This window comes from Acinetobacter sp. ABJ_C1_1 (assembly GCF_044684115.1).
Lineage (GTDB): Bacteria > Pseudomonadota > Gammaproteobacteria > Pseudomonadales > Moraxellaceae > Acinetobacter > Acinetobacter nosocomialis_A.
This window is the reverse complement of sequence record NZ_JBITPU010000001.1, coordinates 445,341-464,598: the sequence shown is the minus strand read 5'-3', so window position 1 is coordinate 464,598 and position 19,258 is coordinate 445,341. Positions and strand designations below refer to the sequence as shown.

Here is a 19,258-nt window from a genome sequence, read left to right as displayed (position 1 = left end):
GATAACACATGAATGCACATGTAGAAATAGACGCACATTGGTGTCTAGAACAATTATTACAAGAAGGTCGTATTACTGAGCGTGACAAATTACTAGTACAAACGACAAATAGACAAAAAGATCAACTGAAATGGCATCCATTACAGTGGATTGCACATTTTAATTTAAAAGACCAACACCACGTACAAGCGCATTTAAGTTTAAACCGTCTGTGCCAATGGTTTGCCGATCGAGCACAATTACCTTTATTTGTGATCGATCCTTTAAAGGCTGATGTCAGCGCTTTAACTCAAGTCATGTCACAAGAGTTTGCGATTCGAAACCACATTTTAGCTGTAGAAGTCCATGCGGACCGAATTGTGATTGGAACAGACCAGCCTTTTCAAACAGACTGGCTAAACAATTTGGAAAGAAGCCTGGCACCGAAGAAAATTGAACGGGTACTGCTTAATCCCGAACAGTTGCAACGTTATTTGCGAGAATATTATCAGGTTAGCCGTGCAGTAAACTCAGCTCAGAAAGACGCAGCTCATGACCGTGATAACAAAGGGGTAGAAGCGCTTTTACAACTTGGAGATAGCCAAAACCCTGATGCCAATGATCAACACATTGTAAAATTGGTCGACTGGATTTTACAGTTTGCGTTTGAACAAAGCGCCAGTGACATTCACATGGAACCACGAAAAGACAATGGTAAAGTTCGGTTCCGTATAGATGGCGTTTTACACACCATTTATAACATGCCTTCAAATACTCTGACCGCCGTGATTTCCCGAATTAAAATTTTAGGGCGGTTAAATGTAGCGGAAAAGCGTAAACCGCAAGATGGTCGCTTAAAAACACGGACACCGAAAGGACAAGAAACCGAACTACGTTTATCAACTTTGCCAACTGCATTTGGTGAAAAACTGGTGATGCGTATTTTCGATCCAGATGTATTGGTACGTTCTTTTCAGCAACTGGGTTTTGACCAGTCTTTATTACAGCAATGGCAGCGTATTACGCAAAATAGTCACGGCATTATTTTAGTCACGGGGCCAACAGGTTCGGGTAAAACCACCACGCTATATTCTTCTTTAAAGCAGCTCGCAACTGACCAAGTCAATGTCTGTACCATCGAAGATCCGATTGAAATGTTAGAGCCTAGTTTTAACCAAATGCAGGTCAATAATGCAATTGATCTAGGTTTTGCTGATGGCGTGCGTGCTTTAATGCGCCAAGACCCCGACATTATTATGATTGGGGAAATTCGTGACCAAGACACTGCAAATATGGCTATTCAGGCTGCACTCACAGGGCATTTGGTATTATCAACTTTACATACCAATGATGCACCGTCTAGTTTGACCCGTTTACACGATTTAGGTGTACAACCCTTTTTAACAGCAGCGACTATTTTAGGTGTATTGGCACAGCGTTTAGTGCGACAGCTTTGTCCGCACTGTAAGCAACAGACTCATATTAATGAAGATGAATGGCAACACCTAACATTTGACTACATTATGGAAATGCCAGAAAAAGTTTATCAAGCAGTAGGGTGTGAACAGTGTCGACATACTGGTTATAAGGGGCGAGTGGGTATTTATGAGTTTATGCCTGTTAGTCTTGAGCTTAAGCATCTGATTGGTAGTCATGCGACATTAAATGAATTAAGAAGCCAAACGAAAAAAGAAAGTGTAGAGCCTTTGAGAATTGCCGGAGCGCATAAAGTCATAGAAGGGCTTACCACTTTAGAAGAGGTGTTACGCGTTGTGCCTTTAAATTAAATTTTTCTTAAGATTCACCTCATCTATGCTTGTTGTACTTATGTCATTCCAAGATGTAATCAAATAGGTGATTTTATGAAAATATTTAAAGTGATCTTGATGACTGCTGGTTTGGCAACTGCTGGCATGGTTATGGCAAATATACCCTTAAACCATGCAGCAATTACTCCAGCAACCGTAACGACTGTTAAGCAAGCTTTAACAGCAAAAGACAATACGCCTGTAAAATTACATGGCCAAGTGGTGAAATCTTTAGGGGATGAAAAATATCAGTTCCGTGATAAAACGGGCACTATTACCATTGATGTAGATGATGAACTTTGGCAAGGTCATCCTATTTCCCCAACGACTAATATTGGTCTAGTGGGTGAAGTCGATATAGACCTTAAACCGTTAAAACGTGTAGAAATTGATGTAGAACAAGTCCAGTTCTAACATTGGATTTTACTTATACGATTTATAGCCGCACAAATGATGCGGCTTTGCTTTTTTAATAAAGGCTTGGCAAGATCAGGTCAGAATATAACAGGAAAAATAGATGAGAATTTTGCTTGCAGAAGATGATCGCTCTCAAGCGGAAAGTATTCAATCTTGGTTAGAGTTAGACGGTTATCAAGTCGATTGGGTTGAAAGAGGTGACTATGCGCTTACTGCCATTGAGCAGCATGACTATGACTGTATTTTGCTTGATCGAGGCCTACCACAACTCGCGGGTGAAAAAGTTCTAACCACAATCCGTTATAAACAAAAAAATGTACCTGTCATTTTTATTACAGCGCGTGACAGTATTCAGGACCGAGTAGAGGGGCTAGATTTAGGTGCAAATGACTATTTGGTTAAACCTTTTAGCTTAGAAGAGTTATCTGCCCGTATCCGAGCTCAATTACGCAAACAAACTTTGAGTCAGCAATCGGTTTTAACATGGGGAGATTTACACCTAGATACTCAAGCGAAAGTTGTATTATTTGCTGGCAATTCGATCGATTTAACAGCAAAAGAGTTCCAAATCTTACGCAAGCTGATGGTTCATCCTGAACATATTATTACTCGTGATCAATTAGAAGAAGCGCTCTACGCATGGGGTGACGAGATTGAAAGTAATGCAATAGAAGTTTTTATTTATCAACTTCGAAAAAAAATCGGAAGTAGCAGTATTAAAACCATACGGGGACTAGGCTACCGTATGGGAGATTTAAAATGAAACCAAATCGTTCTTCTTTGCAGTCCCAACTGGTTAAAACCACCATGTGGAGTAGCATCGTGGTGGGGCTGCTCGCTTTAAGCTTACTCACCATATTTTCGATTTATCACAACATGTCAGTGCAAGATGAAATCATGGATGAAATTTCAGATACCTTGCTGGTTTCTGATCTCTCTAAACATTCTATGAAACAGTTTGACGAGCTCAGTGATGAATTTGATATTCAATATGAATTATTAAACTCTGGTCAATTACTTACCCATTCTCACACCTATCAACACGAACTGTTTGAACAAGGCAACTTATCAAAAGGTTTTTCATACTTTTGGTTTGATGGCCAGTTATGGCGTAGTCTGGCCACACAACAAAAAGATTCAGAGCTGCAAGTTGAAGTCTTTCAGCCCATGAGTACTCGTGTAGAAGAGGTACTCAAAGCACTCGCTGGATATAGCGGTCTTATGGTTTTGTTTTGGTTATTACAATGGGTGATTGTAAGTTGGCGTACCGAACAACAATTGGCGGCTCTCAATCTACTCTCTAAACGTATCGCTCAAAAAACTGCATCAAATTTAGAGCCTATTCAAGATCCAGATGTCATTACAGAAATTCAACCGGTCATAGATGCTTTAAATCAGTTACTTGCAAGACTTCAAAGAGCACTTGTTGCCGAACAGCGCTTTACCGCAGATGCTTCACATGAGTTACGTTCTCCGTTATCTGCCATACAAATGCGCCTTCAGGTTTTACAACGCAAATATCAGCATGTTCCAGAACTTGACCAAGACTTTGAGCGGATCCAAGAAGACGTTTCAAGAAGTACAAAAATTCTTGAAAATTTACTCCTTCTGGCACGTTTGGAGCCTAATGAAACAGAGCAACCGGAACTCTTTAAGAGTGTGATTGATTTAAACCATGTATTGGCTCGAGTAGTTGAAACCGTAAATATTGATGCACAAGCCAAACAAATGGTGATTGAGACAAATATTTTGTCAAATGAAACTAAAATGTTTGCGAACGAAGAATTACTGTTTATTGCTTTTAGAAATCTATTTGATAATGCTATTCGCTATAGTCCTACTTTGGGATTTATTCATGTTGAACTCAGTCAGTTCCAGCAACAACTGAAAATTTCTATAGAAGACACTGGAAATGGCGTAGATGATGAGGTTTTAAGACGTCTAGGACAGCGTTTTTTTCGCGTATTAGGTACACAGCAGCAAGGCTCAGGATTAGGGCTCTCAATTACTAAAAAAATTATTCAACTCCATGGTGGTGAACTGCAATTTATGCATGCAAGCCAAGGTGGTTTAAAAGTTGAAGTGACATTGCCTTTTAATCATGAAATACAAAAATAGCATGGTTGCCCATGCTATCCATTTTTTGTTTTCCCACGAATATTATTGAAACGCGAGGATCGTTCTTATTTAGTTAAAATGAGACGGTTATTGCGAGTAAGGCGTAAGCGGTATTCCTCGCCAGCATGCATAATTCGAATTTCACGACCTAATGCAAATAGGTTGTTAGAATGTAGCATTGGTAAGGCATGAGCTGAGTCAGTGTTACGAGTAAATAAGCTAAAAGGTGCGTTCATTTGTTGTGCTCCGTGGTATATTCTTGAACGATTTAAATGATAATCATTATCGAATAGATCTGTCAATGAGATTTTAAAGAATTTATAAATTGATAAAATTTGCTTACACTTGAGAAAAATTTGAGTGAGTAGAACAATGCCTAAACCGATAGTCGATGTCGCAATAGCCATCTTAATTCATCGCGGGAAAATATTAGTTGGATGGCGTGGAGAACAGCAGCATCAAGGTGGAAAGCATGAGTTTCCTGGAGGAAAGGTTGAGCAGGGTGAAACACCAGAAGAAGCTTGCCGCCGTGAAATTTATGAAGAAGTCGGCATTGGTTTAAAAGACTGGCATCAATTTGATTATATTCACCATGAATATGAAGACATTATTGTCAATCTTCATTTGTTCCATGGTTATGTCCCTGATGAATTATTAAATCTTATTCATCAGCCTTGGACATGGTACACACGTGAACAGTTACTTCAATTAAACTTCCCGAAAGCCAATAAAGATATTATTAAAAGATTGTATTGGCTACATTTTATTAAAATTAGCTCTACACTCACACTACCCGAAAATGAGGACACTTTAGTGTATTGGCGCAGTGAAAAAGATAATGTTAGTGAGGATAATCTAGAAAAATTAGCTCTTTTAGATACAGATCAGCTTTCAAAATTAATCGTGAATATCGATGTTTGGCACCAGTTAAAACCAGATTTAAAAGATCATATAAAAACGGTTCATCTTAAGCAGTCTCAATTAATGAGTTTGCATAAAGGTGACTTAGAGGTGGGAGTACGTTTTATTGCCGCTTGCCACGATGCAGTTTCTTTACAGCATGCTCAGCAAATTGGCTGTGATGCTGTTTTTGTAAGTCCTGTCAAAGTAACAGAAACCCATCCAGATGCGAGCGCATTAGGATGGGATCGTTTAACTGACTTGATTGAGAAATGCCAGATTCCCGTATTTGCTTTGGGAGGCATGAGTCCTGATGATTTAGCTACAGCACAGCAACATGGTGCGTATGGCTTGGCAGGTATTCGTAATTTTTAATAAGACATAAAAGCATTAAAAGCTAGAGCGCTTTTAATGCTTGCTGTGCTTCCTGAACAGTTTTTGGGTTATTACGCTGTTGACCAGCCTTTAAAATGGTTAGCCAAAGCTGCTTTTTCATTGCTTGGCTCTGAGCAAAGCTTAAACCACGTCTAGCAAGAGACTCAGCATTAGCATATTGCTGTTTATGATTTGCCGTGAGTGCAAGAAATAAATAAGTCTCAGCAGCCTGTGGTGCTAAACGCTGCGCTTGAAGGGCGTAGCGCTCAGCCTCCGACCATTGTTGGTTTTTATAAGCTTGCTCAGTTTTTTGCATTAACGTTTTAAAAGCAGGTAACTGGCTTCCATCATCATTAAAGCGTTGCGGCTTTTTCTGTTGAGGAACGATCACTTGTAAACTTTTACGTTGAATATCTGGATGATCATAAGGTGTAATTTTTACACCGGATGGCGTCTCAGTATTCTTTTTCTCGGTAACAGGCGGTGTTTTCTCTTTTGGGGCTGAATGATCTGGTAAAGTTGTACAGCCGACCATAAGTACAGCACCAATATAAAAAACACCTTTCTTTAACATATCCTGTTTCCTGTCAACGCTTAGTTGTTATAACTACCACTAGAAATCACATGTGAGTTATTCGACAGATCTTGTTCCATCTGATTTTCACTCTCACGAATATAGCTATCGCTATTATCCGGTTGAGAAGCTGGTGCTGTGTTATCACTTTGTGGTGCGTATGTTGGATCAACTTGATAATACGGTGCTCCACATGGCGTAGCACGATGCGGCACTGTATGCGTCAGCATAGGGATATACATCGCACCAGCACAAGCCTGTGCTGATAAATCACCTGTTGCATGATCAATCCATTGCCACTGTACAGTGTCTGGCTGACGTAAATTTACCGGTGTTTGACGTAATTGTTTCATCACATTAATCCACACTGGCAATGCACCAGATGAACCTGTTAAGCCAGTCACTTTGTTGTCATCTAGACCTAACCATACTACAGCGACATGGTTACCCGAATAACCGGCAAACCATGAGTCACGTGTATCGTTAGTCGTACCTGATTTACCAGCCAGTTTTAAAGCAGGAGGTAAGCTGTTGTACGCTGCACGGCCCGTACCTGATGACATGACCTGTTGTAGGCCATAGTTCATGATATAGCCAACCGACGGGTCAATGGTTTGTTGTACGTTTAGGCCATAACGATCAAGTAAACGGCCATTAGCATCTACCACAGAGCGAATCGCACGCGTTGGATATTTGAAACCACCTGTAGCGAAGTTTTCATAGATACCGAGTACTTCCATTGGTGACATATTAACTGCACCAAGGAAAATAGAAGGGTAGGCAGGAATTGGTGATTCAACGCCAAATTTTCTTAAGTTATTGGTAAATGTAGATAACCCAAATTCTTGACCTATACGAACAGCAGAAAGGTTATAAGAGTTTGCTAAGGCTTCACTTAAACTTACAATGCCATGACCACCGCCACTATAGTTTTTCGGTGTCCAACTTTTACCGCCGTCTACAGGAATACTGATTGGTGCGTCTTCAATTTTACTTGCCCAGTTATAACGGCCAGACTCAATTGCACTTAAATAAATCACTGGCTTCAATAAAGAGCCGACTTGACGTTTTGCATCTAAAGCACGGTTAAAGCCAGTAAAATCTTGAGTAGAACCAACGGCTGCAATTAACTCGCCATTTTCAGGATGTGCAATCAGTACCGCACCTTGCAAGTTTTTCAAACGGGCAGGGTTACTTTGAGTCAGACGTTCTACAGAAGCTTTAAATGCATCTTGAACCTGAGTTTGAGCAATTGGGTCCAAGGTCGTAAAAATACGTAATCCTTGATTGGTTAAATCGCTTTCTTGATATTCGGTACGTAACTGACGACGTACAATATCTAAGAAGTCAGGGAATTTTGCAGGACCTAAGCTTGGTTTGCTCAGCACATTTAAAGGACGCGCGATTTCAGTTTCATATTCTGCTTGAGTTAAATAACCCATTACACGCATGTTATTTAAAACTGTATCACGGCGATTTTTTGCACCTTCAGGGTTTTTCCACGGGTTATATAAAGATGGACCTTGAACCAAACCGACTAAATAAGCTTGTTGTGCGACATTAAGTTCACGAAGTGGTAAACCAAAATAAAACTGTGAAGCCAAGCCATAACCATTGATTGAATAGTTACCGTTTTGGCCTAAATTTACTTCATTTAAATAAGCTTCTAAAATTTCATCTTTGCTGTAATGCAATTCAATGAGTAAAGCCATTAGGGCTTCATTCACTTTACGTTTTAATGTGCGTTCAGGTGTTAAATAAAAATTCTTAACTAACTGTTGTGTCAGGGTTGAACCACCTTGGCGACGTCCTCCAGTTACATTACTCACCAAAGCACGGGCCGTACCACGAATTGAAATACCGTGATGATGGTAGAAATTACGGTCTTCTGTAGAAATTAAAGCTTCAATAAGTGGTTTAGGAACATTATTGAGTTTGATCAGAACGCGGTCTTCATTATGCTGAGGATAGATCCCCCCAATGAGCATAGGTTCTAAACGAGCCACACCTGTTGAAGAAGGTTTGGTACTGCGTACCTCTGCAACTTGGTCGTTTGCAAAACTAAGTTCTAAAACTTGTTCAGGTTCTACACTATCACCATAGTCGAAACCACGTGTATGTACATACATGTTGCTACCTTGAGCAACAAAGGTTCCCGACTTGTCATAATTACTTGAAGTTTTGTAACCTAATAATTTTAATTCTTGGGTAAAATTTGCTTGAGTAATAGGTGCATTATTATAAATTTCCAAAGGCCGAGCGAACACTTTGGCAGGAATGTCCCAGCGCTGTCCTTCAAATTTTTCACGGATAATATTATCTAAACGAATCAGATAGATACTAAGAGCAATAAAAGCACCAATCACCAATATGGAAAAAATTAGTGCGAAGAAACCGATACCACGTTCAAACTTCATATAAATGAGATAAAACCCTAAACAATACGTTAATGATGCGATAGCTTGTCATCAATTTGCAATGATAAAACTGTGAATAAATGGAAAACTTAGATTGAATTTTACAGCATCTTGTTGTTATGTTTTTTTAAATTAATCAGGTTAATGTTATGATAGCGTAGAATCGCAGCGGAGCTTACTCATTCGTGCAAATTTCACATAAGTCCTTCAGAAACGTCGGGTTAATTGGTCGACCGGATAAATCATCAGTTGTAGAAACACTATGTTTAATTCATGACCATTTGCTAAGTTTAGGCCTAAACCCCATTTTTGATCAGGAAACTGCCGAATTAGTGCCCTATGATCATGCACAAGTTGTTAGTCGTCACTTATTAGGTGAAGTTGCTGATCTGGTGATTGTAGTCGGTGGAGATGGTTCTTTGCTTCATGCAGCTAGAGCTTTAGTTCGCTACAATACACCTGTTATTGGTATTAACCGTGGGCGTTTAGGGTTTTTAACTGATATTAAGCCTGCGGAAGCTATTTTTAAGCTTGATCAGGTTCTACAAGGTCATTTCCAACTTGATCGCCGTTTCTTGCTTGAAATGGAAGTACGTACCAATGGCGAGGTCATTTATGACGCAATTGCTTTAAATGATGTCGTACTACACTCAGGTAAGTCGGTACATATGATCGACTTTGAACTCAATATTGATGGTCAATATGTTTACCGTCAGCATAGTGATGGTTTAATTGTGTCGACACCGACAGGATCAACTGCTTATGCATTGTCGGGTGGTGGTCCAATTTTACATCCGAGTATGGATGCGATTGCATTAGTCCCTATGCACCCCCATACATTATCTTCACGCCCAATCGTAGTTGGTGGGCAAAGTGAAATTAAAATTGTTATTCGCGAAAATCGAGTGTTACCGATGGTGAGTGCAGACGGACAACATAGCGTATCGCTCAATGTTGGCGACAGTTTGCACATCCGTAAACACCCATTTAAATTAAGTTTATTACACCCACCAGGTTATGATTTCTATATGGCTTGTCGTACCAAACTGGGTTGGAACCAAGATTTTGAATCTTTTCAAAGAGATGAATCATGAATATTGAACAAATGCTATCTGTTTTAAACCCTGAAATTGTAGAGCGTTTAAAAACAGCAGTAGAAATTGGTAAATGGCCAAATGGTGTTGTTTTAACGAAAGAACAGCGCGAAACATGTATGCAAGCTGTGATTGCTTGGGAGTTAAAGAACTTACCGGAAGAGCAGCGTAGTGGTTATATTGACCGCGGAACGAAAGAAGAGGGTGAAGAGTGTGATGATGATCATCACAAGCATGAACCTGAGTTTAAACCGATTCGTTTTGTTTAATTTAGGAAGCTCAGTGATTACTGGGCTTTTTTTATGTTTATCAAAATATAATAAAGAATCATATGAAACATTTAAAACCTATTTACGTACTATTATTTCTCATATTGTTTAGTGGTGCTGCATTGGCCAAACAACCTATTGAGTGTTTACTCAACGTGAAGGTTGTTGCGAGTCAGAAATACACTTCACCTCAAGCTAAATATACAATTATAAAAAATGACGGTTATCCCATGTTATTGATTGGGATTCAGGTGCTGGAGTCGCAAACAATACGAAGCTCCCAAAAGATCAAAGCGCATCATTTATATTGTAAGAAACTTATTGGTCAACAACGAGATGCTTATCTTTCGGGTCCCTACGATTCTAAGAAGATTACAATCAAAATAGGCGATCATTTGAAACTAAGAAATATTCATTCTTCAGGTCAGGAATATCCATTTTGGCCAGATTTTTATTATGTTGACCCTTAAAACCAAGGTTATCTGATATAACCTTGGTCATTCGTATTTTAGAAACGACTATTCCACAACGCTTTGGCTTTATCCATTGCACCATCATAGCTATTGACTACCCCCATGGTATATAACGCAATACCCATGGTTTCTGTTACTGCCATTTCACCATATTCATGATGCTGCTGACCAAGCCAGACAGCTTTAAATGTTGCCAAGTCTAACTCTTCTTCAATTGGGCTACGTTCAGGTGTAAGCTTTGGCAACTCATGTTCATAGAGTTCACCATTTTTAATACCGCAAATCAGTGTTTTAGCATCGGGGTTTCGCTCAAATTCACCGCCTTCACCTTTAATGACTGCACTATTTTGATAGCCTAAGCGAAGCGCACTATGCTGATGAGAGGTTCTATAAGCCGGATGGAATATCGCTTGTAAGGTTGCTTTCGCGTTAAATGGGTTAATGAGACGGGCTAAAGTATGAATAGGAGAGCGTAAACCCATGACATTTCTTAAAGAAATTAAATCACTTAAAACAGGTGAAATTACTTCTAAAGGTAAGTAAGCAAAATTCTGTTCGGCCAATTGTATACGGACGTCTTGTTCAGAATGGCAAATTTTATAATCTAAATATTCTAAAACTTGTTCGGTATAGACTCGGTTAATCGTATGTCCAGAAGCGCCGTGCATGACGATTTTATAGCCGTGATGAGCAAGTGTCAGGGCAGCCAATAAAAACCAAGGGTAATGTTTACGCTTGCCTGCATAAGATGACCAGTCTAGGTCAACGTCTAAAGGTTGAAAATTAAGTTGGTCTTTGGTGGCTTGTACAAAGCCCGCAAGCTCATCAATGGACTCTTCTTTAACACGTAGTAGCATTAAAAAAGCACCCAACTGAACATCAAGAACTTCGCCTTTTAAAATCATGGTAAAAGCTTGATAGGCTTCTTCATAACTCAGTGATCGAGATCCGGTTTTCCCCTTACCTAAAATACGGACATATTGCGCAAAGGGATGTTCAGCATCTTTATAGATATTACGTTTAGTATTCATGGCAATTCAAAACAGTAAAAATAAGGGGTAGGCAGCTCAAAATGAAATGTCTACAAGGACTTATCAATATGACATAAAAATCTGCTGAAAAAATATCAAAAGTGTTTCTCATACTAAAGTCTTAAGGCTGCATGAGTGTTTTTTGTGCGTATTAGCCAAAATTTTAACCGAATCGTGATTTAATTCGAGTAAACTTTCATGTGCTTTTTTGAGCACTCATATCATAATTTTCTGTGATTCTCCTATATCTTCAGCTTTTTATTGAAAAAGTAAGAGGTTATTTCTGGCTACTCAAAGTGGTTGGAAACTTCAGGTATTCTCCTGTTTTAGAAAACAGCTTTTTTGTTTTCGTTGAGGTAGTAGGAAGGTTTTTTGTTATTAAAAAACCGTTTCCCTTTTGCGGTGTTCATGTGAAAGGTTAGGGCTGTGTATTCGTAAAGAATAGACGTTTCATTTTGATATTTCCAACGGACTTGGAAATATAGATTGAAGTAAAGTTATGGCTAAAAAACCGATTTATAAATCACTTTATTTTCAGGTGATTATTGCGATTATTGCGGGTGTTTTGGTAGGGCATTTCTCACCAAGTACAACGCAAATTGTTAATGGTGTCGAACATCATATTCCAGGTTTAGGTGAGCAACTCAAGCCATTAGGTGATGCTTTTATTCGTTTGATTAAAATGATCATCGCACCTGTTATTTTCTGTACAGTGGTCAGTGGTATTGCTGGTATGGAAAGTATGAAGTCAGTTGGTAAAACTGGCGGTGTTGCGTTGTTATACTTCGAGATCGTTTCAACAATCGCACTTCTGATTGGCCTTGTGGTGATTAACATTGCAAAGCCAGGCGTAGGAATGAATATTGATCCTGCGACTCTGGACACTTCAGGTATCCAAAAATACGTCACTTCTGGTGAGTCACAATCTACCGTTGATTTCTTAATGCATATCATCCCAGATACAGTGGTGGGTGCATTTGCAAATGGTGAAATCTTACAGGTCCTTCTTTTTGCAATTCTATTTGGCTTCGCACTGCATAAGTTAGGTGATGCAGGACGTCCAGTATTAAAGTTAATTGATCAAATTGCACATGTGTTCTTTAACATTGTAAATATGATCATGAAGCTTGCTCCACTAGGTGCGTTCGGGGCAATGGCGTTTACCATTGGTAAATATGGTGTGGGTTCACTGGTACAGTTAGGCCAGCTCATCCTCTGTTTCTACATTACCTGTTTATTATTTATTTTCTTGGTATTAGGAACGATCAGCCGTTTAAGTGGATTTAGCATTCTTAAGATGGTGCGTTTGATTCGTGAAGAACTCTTAATTGTACTCGGTACATCTTCTTCTGAGTCGGTCTTGCCACGTATGCTACGTAAGCTTGAAATCGCAGGTTGTGAAAAGTCTGTGGTTGGTTTAGTCATCCCAACAGGTTATTCATTTAACCTTGATGGTACTTCTATTTATTTGACGATGGCTGCAATATTTATTGCTCAGGCAACAAATACGCAGCTTGATATTCAGCATCAAATTACTTTGCTATTGGTACTTTTAATTTCATCTAAAGGTGCGGCAGGTGTAACAGGTTCTGGCTTTATTGTTATGGCTGCAACTTTATCTGCTGTTGGTCATATTCCAGTTGCAGGTTTGGCATTGATTTTAGGTATTGACCGTTTCATGTCAGAAGCACGTGCTTTAACGAACTTAGTTGGTAACTCTTTAGCAACGATTGTGGTTGCGAAATGGGTCGGTGCATTAGATAAAGATAAACTAAATGATGCACTGAATAATCCAGATGAAGTAGATAGAAAAATGCTTGAGCAAAAAAGTGTAATTGCTGAGGCATCTCACTAATCATTTATCGTAATAAAAAAGGAGGCTAAGCTTCCTTTTTTATTGGCTGACTGAAAAGTACAGTTTAAATGAGCAGCTATGCCATGACAGTAACTAAAAAAATGATTAGCATGCACAGCAATGAGATTCGATAAAACAATAAAGCCGAAGGAAAATATTATGTTGGCATATGATGCAGATTTAGAATTATTCCGTGATAATTTTAAACGTTTTATGAATGAGCATATTGCTCCACATTACGACCAATGGGAACGTGAAGGAATTATGCCGCGTTCAGTTTGGAATCAACTGGGCGAAAATGGCTTTTTATGTGTGGATGTCCCAGAAGAATATGGCGGTTATGGGGTTCCAACTTACTATTCATTAATGTTAGTTGAAGAGTCTGCTCGAGCCGGTTTTTGTGCATTATCAACGGCTATTTCTTGTCACTCTGAAATTGCTGCACCTTATATTTTACATATTGGGACAGAAGAGCAAAAACAATACTGGTTGCCGAAAATGGTAACTGGTGAAGTAGTTGGGGCAATTGGTATGACGGAACCGGGTGCTGGTTCAGACTTACAATCAATGCGTACCAGTGCCATTTTGCAAGATGACCATTATTTGCTAAATGGTTCTAAAACATTTATTTCAAATGGGCAACATGCTGACCTTGTGGTGCTTGCAGTAAAAACTGATCCTCAAGCGCGTGCGAAAGGGGTATCGTTATTATTGGCAGATACACATTTGGATGGTTTTAAGAAAGGTACCAACCTCGACAAAATCGGTCTGCATTCTCAAGATACTTCTGAGCTATTTTTTGACAATGTTAAGATTCCTAAAAACCAGTTACTCGGTCAAGCTGGGCAAGGTTTTGCTTATTTAATGCAAGAGTTACCACGTGAACGTACCGCTATTGCATCTACCGCAATAGGAGCTATTCGTGGTGCAATTGATTTAGCAACGGCTTATGTAAAAGAACGTCATGCATTTGGCCAGCCTATTTCTCAATTCCAAAATACGCGTTTTGTTTTAGCTCAAGCAAAAATTGATGAGCTTGCTACAGCTGCTTTTTATGAGAGAAACGTTGCTCTATATCAAGAAGGTAAACTTGATGTTGAAACTGCAGCGGCGCTTAAAAGCTTCAGTACAGATATGCAAATGAAAGTAGCTGACAACTTGCTGCAACTTTTTGGTGGTTATGGCTATATGACTGAATATCCGATTTCACGTTTCTTTGTAGATGCTCGTATTCAACGTATTTACGGTGGTACAAATGAAATTATGAAAGAAATCGTAGCCCGTGGATTAATTGGCAAAGCCTAATTAAATAGTTTCAAAAAAAAGCCTACCTTTGAGTAGGCTTTTTATATTACCTATTTGTTAGTTCGATGAATGACAGGATAGTCTTGTTGTTTGGGTAACTCATGTAAGGCTTGGTTGATCTTTCTTAAAAACTCATCGGCTTCATCTTGACGAAATGAGTCTTCGGTATATTTACTTCGTTTTTGATTGATGCCACAACCCCTTATTTCCATATTTTCAGGATTAAATGACCAGTCATTTGGATTCTTTAAGTTAATGTTTAAATCACTTTCACAGCTTTTCCATAAATGTAAAAACTCATTTGATAACTTTGTATTAAATCCTCGTGCTGGATAGACCGAGAAGCCTTTCATTTCGGGATTAGAAAACTGTATAAACATGTCTACTGGCATGCCACCCCAAATGATTGCAGTATCTGTTGGTAAAGTAATGCCGGATAAATTTTTCTCTTTTAAAGCATGTGTTTGCTCAAATTTCTGCCTGAAGTGTTGCGACTGATAGGTCAGCTTAGTTTGGGCTGGGATTGGAATACCACGAACTTGATTGTTGATAGTCGTCATATAGTACGGAGAATTATCCCTACCATTGCATCCTGCGATTATTGGACAACCGCCACAAGCCGTTAAACTAAAACTTGTAATACCCAGTAAGCCTAAAACAATAATTTTATTCATTCTATTTTACTGTTGTTATGACATATTGGGTCAGTATAACCAATCTATGCATTAAGAGGTCTATCTTTAAGAACAAGGAAATAATCGTTTTAAAAGTTGAGTAATTTTTATTCAGTAGTCTTGTGCTTCTACTCATCAATTAAAGATTTATAGCTTTCTAGGTTTTGACATGAAGCAAACATAAGTGCTTATGGGAAGAGCGGATACAGATTTGTCATCTATTGCTGAGTAGAGTTTTAAAAATACCGATAAGAAATAGGGTAAGTAAAATAATAAATGAAAATCATTATCAAATAAAGTAATCTTATAGACAGGTTCGAGAGCGATTAACGAAAAAAGCCAATACACCGATATTGCCTAACAAATCAAAGCCGACTATTGTTATACTCTCGTTTAAAAGATGATTTTGCTGAGGCTGCATTCCAATGATCAACGATGATCAAAACAAAACGACTTCTCTTAGTTTAGAACAAATTCGCGAAGATATTGATAGCGTAGATCAACAGATTCAAGAATTATTAAATCGCCGCGCAAGCCTTGCTGAAGCTGTTGCTAAAGCTAAATTTGCTTCCGAAGAGAATCCTTTGTTTTATCGTCCTGAGCGTGAAGCACAAGTTTTACGTAAAGTTATGGAGCGCAATCAGGGGCCTTTATCTGATGTTACTATGGCGCGTCTGTTCCGTGAAATTATGTCTGCTTGTCTTGCTTTAGAAGCGCCGCAAAGCATTGCATTTTTAGGGCCAGAAGGTACTTTTACTCAATCTGCTGTACTTAAGCATTTTGGTAAGGATGCAGTTGTTCGTCCACTACCAACTATTGATGAAGTGTTCCGTGAAGTAGAAGCGGGTAGTGCACATTACGGTGTGGTTCCGGTTGAAAACTCATCTGAAGGTATTGTGAATCATACTTTAGACTGCTTTAAAACATCGAATTTAAATGTGATCGGTGAAGTTGAATTGCGTATTCATCATCAATTCCTAGTCTCTGAAAATACGCGTAAAGACAGTATTAAACAGATTTATGCTCACCAGCAAACTTTGGCTCAATGCCGCCAGTGGTTAGATGCGCATTATCCAGGTGTTGAACGTGTCGCTTTAAACTCAAATGCGGAAGCTGCACGTCGTATTCGTAACGAATGGCACTCAGCAGCAATTGCATCTGATATTGCAGCAGGTATGTATAACCTTGAAATCTTACATAGCAATATTGAAGATAATCCGGAAAATACCACTCGTTTCTTAGTGATTGGCCGTGAAAAAATTCCACAAAGTGGCAATGATAAAACATCGTTATTAATTTCGGCACATGACCGTGCAGGTGCTTTATTAGAAATTTTAGCGCCGTTTGCAAAACATAATATTAGTTTAACAAGTATTGAGACCCGTCCAGCGTTACCTGAAAAATGGGCATATGTATTCTTTATCGATTTAGAAGGGCATATCGATCAAGAGAACGTTGCTGCGGCAATCAATGATATTCGTCCAATGGTGAAAGAGCTTCGTATTTTAGGTTCTTATCCTGCTGCTGTTCTATAAACACTCATGTTGGAATAATGACATGTATCAAATAGAACATGTCATTATGCTTAAAAACAAATTGCTCAAGAGTTTAATTAAGTTTGAGCAAAAGCAAAGTTGAAGTTATGTCACAACCCCTATTTAAAAAAGTTGCATTTATTGGTTTAGGACTCATCGGGTCGAGTTTGGCGCGCGTTATTGTTGCAGAAAAATTGGCGACAACTATTGTGGCTTCTACACGCTCACAGAAAACTTTAGAAGATGCAAAATCACTTGGCTTAATACAAGAAGGATTTTCTGATCCTGTAGAGGCTGTGAAGGGGGCAGATTTAGTTGTTTTAGCCTTGCCAGTACGTGCGACACAAAAAGTGCTTGATCAAATTAAGCCTTATTTGTCAGAAACCACGGTTGTAACAGATGTGGGAAGTACAAAAGGTAATGTTGTTGATGCAGCAAAAGCTGTATTTGGTGAAGACTTACCAGCAGGTTTTGTGCCGGGACATCCTATCGCGGGTAGTGAGCACACAGGTGTTCATGCAGGTAAGGTTGATCTATTTGCAAATCATAAAGTGATTTTAACGCCATTGCCAACAAGTGCAGAATGGGCAGTTGAGAAACTGATTCAACTTTGGTCAGCTGCTAAAGCTGAAGTTATTTGTATGGATGTTGCCAAGCATGATGAGGTTTTGGCGCATACGAGCCATTTACCACATTTGATGGCATTTAATTTGGTCGAGCAACTTGCAAACCGTGAAGATAATCTTGATATTTTCCGTTATGCAGCAGGTGGCTTTCGTGATTTCTCACGAATTGCGGCTAGTGATCCCCAAATGTGGCATGACATTTTCTTTGCCAATAAAACCGCTATATTAAATGCTGTAGATGGCTTCGAGAAGCAACTTACCGTACTTAGAAAATTGATTGAAAACGAAGATTCTCATGCATTAATGGGTTTACTCGGCCATGCTCAGGCAGCACGTCAGCATTTCAATCATATGTTAGCCAAAAAACCTTTAATGGAGAAAAATAAGGTGACACAGCAATTCAGTATCTTACCGGGAAATAAGGCATTTAAAGGTAAATTTACCGTACCGGGTGACAAATCTGTGTCACATCGCTCCATTATGTTTGGTGCTATTGCCGAAGGCACGACTCATGTAACTGGCTTCCTTGAGGGCGAAGATGCTTTGGCAACTTTACAAGCCTTTCGTGATATGGGTGTAAGCATCGAAGGCCCTAAAAATGGTGAAGTGACCATTCATGGTGTAGGCATGCATGGCTTAAAAGCGCCAGCAAGTGCATTGTATATGGGTAACTCTGGTACAAGCATGCGTTTGCTTTCAGGTATGTTATCTGCACAAAAGTTTGATTCAGTGATGACAGGAGACGCGTCACTTTCTAAACGTCCAATGGAGCGTATTGCTAAGCCATTGCGTTTAATGGGTGCGCAAATCCAGACAACAGGTGAGAAAGGTACACCACCTGTCAGTATTACGGGTAGCCAGCAATTAAAAGGCATTCAATACGATTTACCGATGGCATCTGCTCAAGTGAAGTCGGGTATTTTACTTGCTGGTTTGTGGGCTGAAGGTGAAACTTCGGTCACTGAACCAGAACCTACTCGTGACCACACAGAGCGCATGCTTCGTGCATTTGGTTATGATGTTAAAACTGAAGGCAATAAAATTTCACTCGTTGGCGGTGGCAAATTAGTGGGTACTGATATTCAAGTACCATCAGACATTTCATCTGCTGCTTTCTTTATGGTGGGTGCTGCAATTACTGAAGGTGCAGACGTTGTGCTTGAAGCGGTTGGTATTAACCCTACGCGTACTGGTGTAATCGAAATTTTAAAACAGATGGGTGCTGATCTGACTGTTGAAAATGAACGTATTGCTGGTGGCGAACCCATTGCTGATATTCATATTAAAGGTTCACGCACGCTTAAAGGCATTCATATGCCGGAAGATCAAGTACCTTTGGCAATTGATGAATTCCCAGCATTATTTATTGCAGCAGCTTGTGCTGAAGGCCAAACGGTACTTACTGGTGCGGCAGAACTTCGTGTGAAAGAATCTGACCGTATTCAGGTTATGGCAGATGGCTTAAAAATCATGGGCATTGACTGCACACCAACTGATGATGGCATCATTATCGAAGGTAAAGGCAAATCTGGCGATTGGTCACCAATTTTTGCTGGTGGTGAAATCGAATCGCACCATGACCATCGTATTGCTATGAGCTTTAGTATGGCAGGTCTTCGTACTTCTGGTCCGATTACAATTCAGGGTACTGAAACTGTGGCGACAAGCTTCCCAACTTTCACTGAGTTGGCGAATCGTGCAGGCTTAACAATCGAAGTTAGCCAATAACTTTTGACCTAACACATTTTATAATTGCTAACACAATAGCAACGGCAGTAGCGGGCTAAAGGCTTGGCTGCTGTTTGTTT

Annotated in this window: 17 protein-coding genes and 1 pseudogene; 12 read left to right on the top strand and 6 right to left on the bottom strand. The window is 39.4% G+C overall.

The features are described 5' to 3' along the window. Positions 1-8: 8 nt before the first annotated feature. The 4 genes from ACG59Z_RS02295 (at position 9) to ACG59Z_RS02280 (ending at position 4,322) form a co-directional block, all read left to right on the top strand. The gene (locus ACG59Z_RS02295) at positions 9-1,766 is read left to right on the top strand and encodes a GspE/PulE family protein (RefSeq protein ID WP_400197791.1); all 1,758 of its coding nucleotides are present in this window, start codon (positions 9-11) and stop codon (positions 1,764-1,766) included. Positions 1,767-1,841: 75 nt separating this feature from the next. Next, positions 1,842-2,201 carry a NirD/YgiW/YdeI family stress tolerance protein gene (locus ACG59Z_RS02290; protein WP_263614171.1) on the top strand — a complete coding sequence of 120 codons (360 nt, stop codon included), beginning with the start codon at positions 1,842-1,844 and terminating at the stop codon, positions 2,199-2,201. A 103-nt stretch (positions 2,202-2,304) separates the two neighbouring features. Beyond that, the gene (locus ACG59Z_RS02285; protein WP_263614170.1) at positions 2,305-2,967 is read left to right on the top strand and encodes a response regulator transcription factor; all 663 of its coding nucleotides are present in this window, start codon (positions 2,305-2,307) and stop codon (positions 2,965-2,967) included. Further along, positions 2,964-4,322, top strand: coding sequence for a sensor histidine kinase (locus ACG59Z_RS02280; protein WP_400197790.1), 1,359 nt, complete (start codon positions 2,964-2,966; stop codon positions 4,320-4,322). The genes ACG59Z_RS02285 and ACG59Z_RS02280 overlap by 4 nt, the downstream gene beginning before the upstream one ends. Before the next feature lie 65 nt (positions 4,323-4,387). On the opposite strand, the gene hemP is transcribed toward ACG59Z_RS02280, so the two are convergent. Continuing rightward, positions 4,388-4,558: a hemin uptake protein HemP gene (gene hemP, locus ACG59Z_RS02275; protein WP_000993415.1), complete on the bottom strand. Its 171-nt coding sequence runs from the start codon at positions 4,556-4,558 to the stop codon at positions 4,388-4,390. Between the two features lie 136 nt (positions 4,559-4,694). Between hemP and ACG59Z_RS02270 the strand changes: the two genes are divergently transcribed. Next, on the top strand, positions 4,695-5,597 hold the full coding sequence (locus ACG59Z_RS02270; protein WP_400197788.1) for an NUDIX domain-containing protein: 903 nt from the start codon (positions 4,695-4,697) through the stop codon (positions 5,595-5,597). A 22-nt stretch (positions 5,598-5,619) separates the two neighbouring features. Here ACG59Z_RS02270 and ACG59Z_RS02265 read toward each other — a convergent pair whose 3' ends face one another. After that, entirely contained in the window at positions 5,620-6,171 is a 552-nt protein-coding gene (locus ACG59Z_RS02265; RefSeq protein ID WP_400197787.1) for a tetratricopeptide repeat protein, read from the bottom strand. 20 nt (positions 6,172-6,191) lie between these two features. Beyond that, entirely contained in the window at positions 6,192-8,588 is a 2,397-nt protein-coding gene (gene mrcB, locus ACG59Z_RS02260; RefSeq protein ID WP_311069310.1) for a penicillin-binding protein 1B, read from the bottom strand. A 185-nt stretch (positions 8,589-8,773) separates the two neighbouring features. Between mrcB and ACG59Z_RS02255 the strand changes: the two genes are divergently transcribed. The 3 genes from ACG59Z_RS02255 (at position 8,774) to ACG59Z_RS02245 (ending at position 10,421) form a co-directional block, all read left to right on the top strand. After that, positions 8,774-9,682 carry an NAD(+) kinase gene (locus ACG59Z_RS02255; RefSeq protein WP_002049094.1) on the top strand — a complete coding sequence of 303 codons (909 nt, stop codon included), beginning with the start codon at positions 8,774-8,776 and terminating at the stop codon, positions 9,680-9,682. Further along, complete coding sequence (locus tag ACG59Z_RS02250; RefSeq protein ID WP_004643467.1) at positions 9,679-9,951, top strand: YeaC family protein; 273 nt, start codon at positions 9,679-9,681, stop codon at positions 9,949-9,951. The genes ACG59Z_RS02255 and ACG59Z_RS02250 overlap by 4 nt, the downstream gene beginning before the upstream one ends. Positions 9,952-10,013: 62 nt before the next feature. Next, a complete protein-coding gene (locus ACG59Z_RS02245; RefSeq protein ID WP_400197783.1) occupies positions 10,014-10,421 on the top strand; it encodes a hypothetical protein in 408 nt (135 codons plus the stop codon). A 38-nt stretch (positions 10,422-10,459) separates the two neighbouring features. Here ACG59Z_RS02245 and ACG59Z_RS02240 read toward each other — a convergent pair whose 3' ends face one another. Then, complete coding sequence (locus tag ACG59Z_RS02240) at positions 10,460-11,455, bottom strand: glycosyl transferase family protein (RefSeq protein WP_400197782.1); 996 nt, start codon at positions 11,453-11,455, stop codon at positions 10,460-10,462. 499 nt (positions 11,456-11,954) lie between these two features. Here ACG59Z_RS02240 and ACG59Z_RS02235 point away from each other — a divergent pair, with 499 nt between their 5' ends. Both ACG59Z_RS02235 and ACG59Z_RS02230 read left to right on the top strand, forming a co-directional pair. After that, a complete protein-coding gene (locus tag ACG59Z_RS02235; RefSeq protein ID WP_002049312.1) occupies positions 11,955-13,310 on the top strand; it encodes a dicarboxylate/amino acid:cation symporter in 1,356 nt (451 codons plus the stop codon). Between the two features lie 159 nt (positions 13,311-13,469). Beyond that, positions 13,470-14,615 (top strand): acyl-CoA dehydrogenase family protein, encoded by a 1,146-nt coding sequence (locus ACG59Z_RS02230; protein ID WP_151739198.1) that lies wholly within the window; start codon positions 13,470-13,472, stop codon positions 14,613-14,615. A gap of 50 nt (positions 14,616-14,665) precedes the next feature. Here the strand turns inward: ACG59Z_RS02230 and ACG59Z_RS02225 are convergent, their stop codons facing one another. Continuing rightward, positions 14,666-15,289 (bottom strand): hypothetical protein, encoded by a 624-nt coding sequence (locus ACG59Z_RS02225; RefSeq protein ID WP_400197780.1) that lies wholly within the window; start codon positions 15,287-15,289, stop codon positions 14,666-14,668. Between the two features lie 128 nt (positions 15,290-15,417). Beyond that, a pseudogene (locus tag ACG59Z_RS02220) lies at positions 15,418-15,507 on the bottom strand (hypothetical protein); the annotation flags it as partial. 207 nt (positions 15,508-15,714) lie between these two features. Between ACG59Z_RS02220 and pheA the strand changes: the two are divergent. Next, positions 15,715-16,824 (top strand): prephenate dehydratase, encoded by a 1,110-nt coding sequence (gene pheA / locus ACG59Z_RS02215; RefSeq protein WP_002049199.1) that lies wholly within the window; start codon positions 15,715-15,717, stop codon positions 16,822-16,824. A gap of 107 nt (positions 16,825-16,931) precedes the next feature. Beyond that, entirely contained in the window at positions 16,932-19,178 is a 2,247-nt protein-coding gene (locus tag ACG59Z_RS02210) for a bifunctional prephenate dehydrogenase/3-phosphoshikimate 1-carboxyvinyltransferase (RefSeq protein ID WP_400197777.1), read from the top strand. Positions 19,179-19,258: the final 80 nt, after the last annotated feature.

What these genes read in the sequence shown, in the direction of transcription:
- ACG59Z_RS02290 (WP_263614171.1), top strand. Translation starts at nt 1,842, where the DNA reads ATGAAAATATTTAAAGTGATCTTGATGACTGCTGGTTTGGCAACTGCT.
- mrcB (WP_311069310.1), bottom strand. Translation starts at nt 8,588, where the DNA reads ATGAAGTTTGAACGTGGTATCGGTTTCTTCGCACTAATTTTTTCCATA.
- ACG59Z_RS02235 (WP_002049312.1), top strand. Translation starts at nt 11,955, where the DNA reads ATGGCTAAAAAACCGATTTATAAATCACTTTATTTTCAGGTGATTATT.
- ACG59Z_RS02225 (WP_400197780.1), bottom strand. Translation starts at nt 15,289, where the DNA reads ATGAATAAAATTATTGTTTTAGGCTTACTGGGTATTACAAGTTTTAGT.
- ACG59Z_RS02210 (WP_400197777.1), top strand. Translation starts at nt 16,932, where the DNA reads ATGTCACAACCCCTATTTAAAAAAGTTGCATTTATTGGTTTAGGACTC.
- ACG59Z_RS02295 (WP_400197791.1), top strand. Translation starts at nt 9, where the DNA reads ATGAATGCACATGTAGAAATAGACGCACATTGGTGTCTAGAACAATTA.
- ACG59Z_RS02245 (WP_400197783.1), top strand. Translation starts at nt 10,014, where the DNA reads ATGAAACATTTAAAACCTATTTACGTACTATTATTTCTCATATTGTTT.
- ACG59Z_RS02265 (WP_400197787.1), bottom strand. Translation starts at nt 6,171, where the DNA reads ATGTTAAAGAAAGGTGTTTTTTATATTGGTGCTGTACTTATGGTCGGC.
- hemP (WP_000993415.1), bottom strand. Translation starts at nt 4,558, where the DNA reads ATGAACGCACCTTTTAGCTTATTTACTCGTAACACTGACTCAGCTCAT.
- ACG59Z_RS02270 (WP_400197788.1), top strand. Translation starts at nt 4,695, where the DNA reads ATGCCTAAACCGATAGTCGATGTCGCAATAGCCATCTTAATTCATCGC.
- ACG59Z_RS02280 (WP_400197790.1), top strand. Translation starts at nt 2,964, where the DNA reads ATGAAACCAAATCGTTCTTCTTTGCAGTCCCAACTGGTTAAAACCACC.
- ACG59Z_RS02285 (WP_263614170.1), top strand. Translation starts at nt 2,305, where the DNA reads ATGAGAATTTTGCTTGCAGAAGATGATCGCTCTCAAGCGGAAAGTATT.
- ACG59Z_RS02250 (WP_004643467.1), top strand. Translation starts at nt 9,679, where the DNA reads ATGAATATTGAACAAATGCTATCTGTTTTAAACCCTGAAATTGTAGAG.
- ACG59Z_RS02230 (WP_151739198.1), top strand. Translation starts at nt 13,470, where the DNA reads ATGTTGGCATATGATGCAGATTTAGAATTATTCCGTGATAATTTTAAA.
- pheA (WP_002049199.1), top strand. Translation starts at nt 15,715, where the DNA reads ATGATCAACGATGATCAAAACAAAACGACTTCTCTTAGTTTAGAACAA.
- ACG59Z_RS02240 (WP_400197782.1), bottom strand. Translation starts at nt 11,455, where the DNA reads ATGAATACTAAACGTAATATCTATAAAGATGCTGAACATCCCTTTGCG.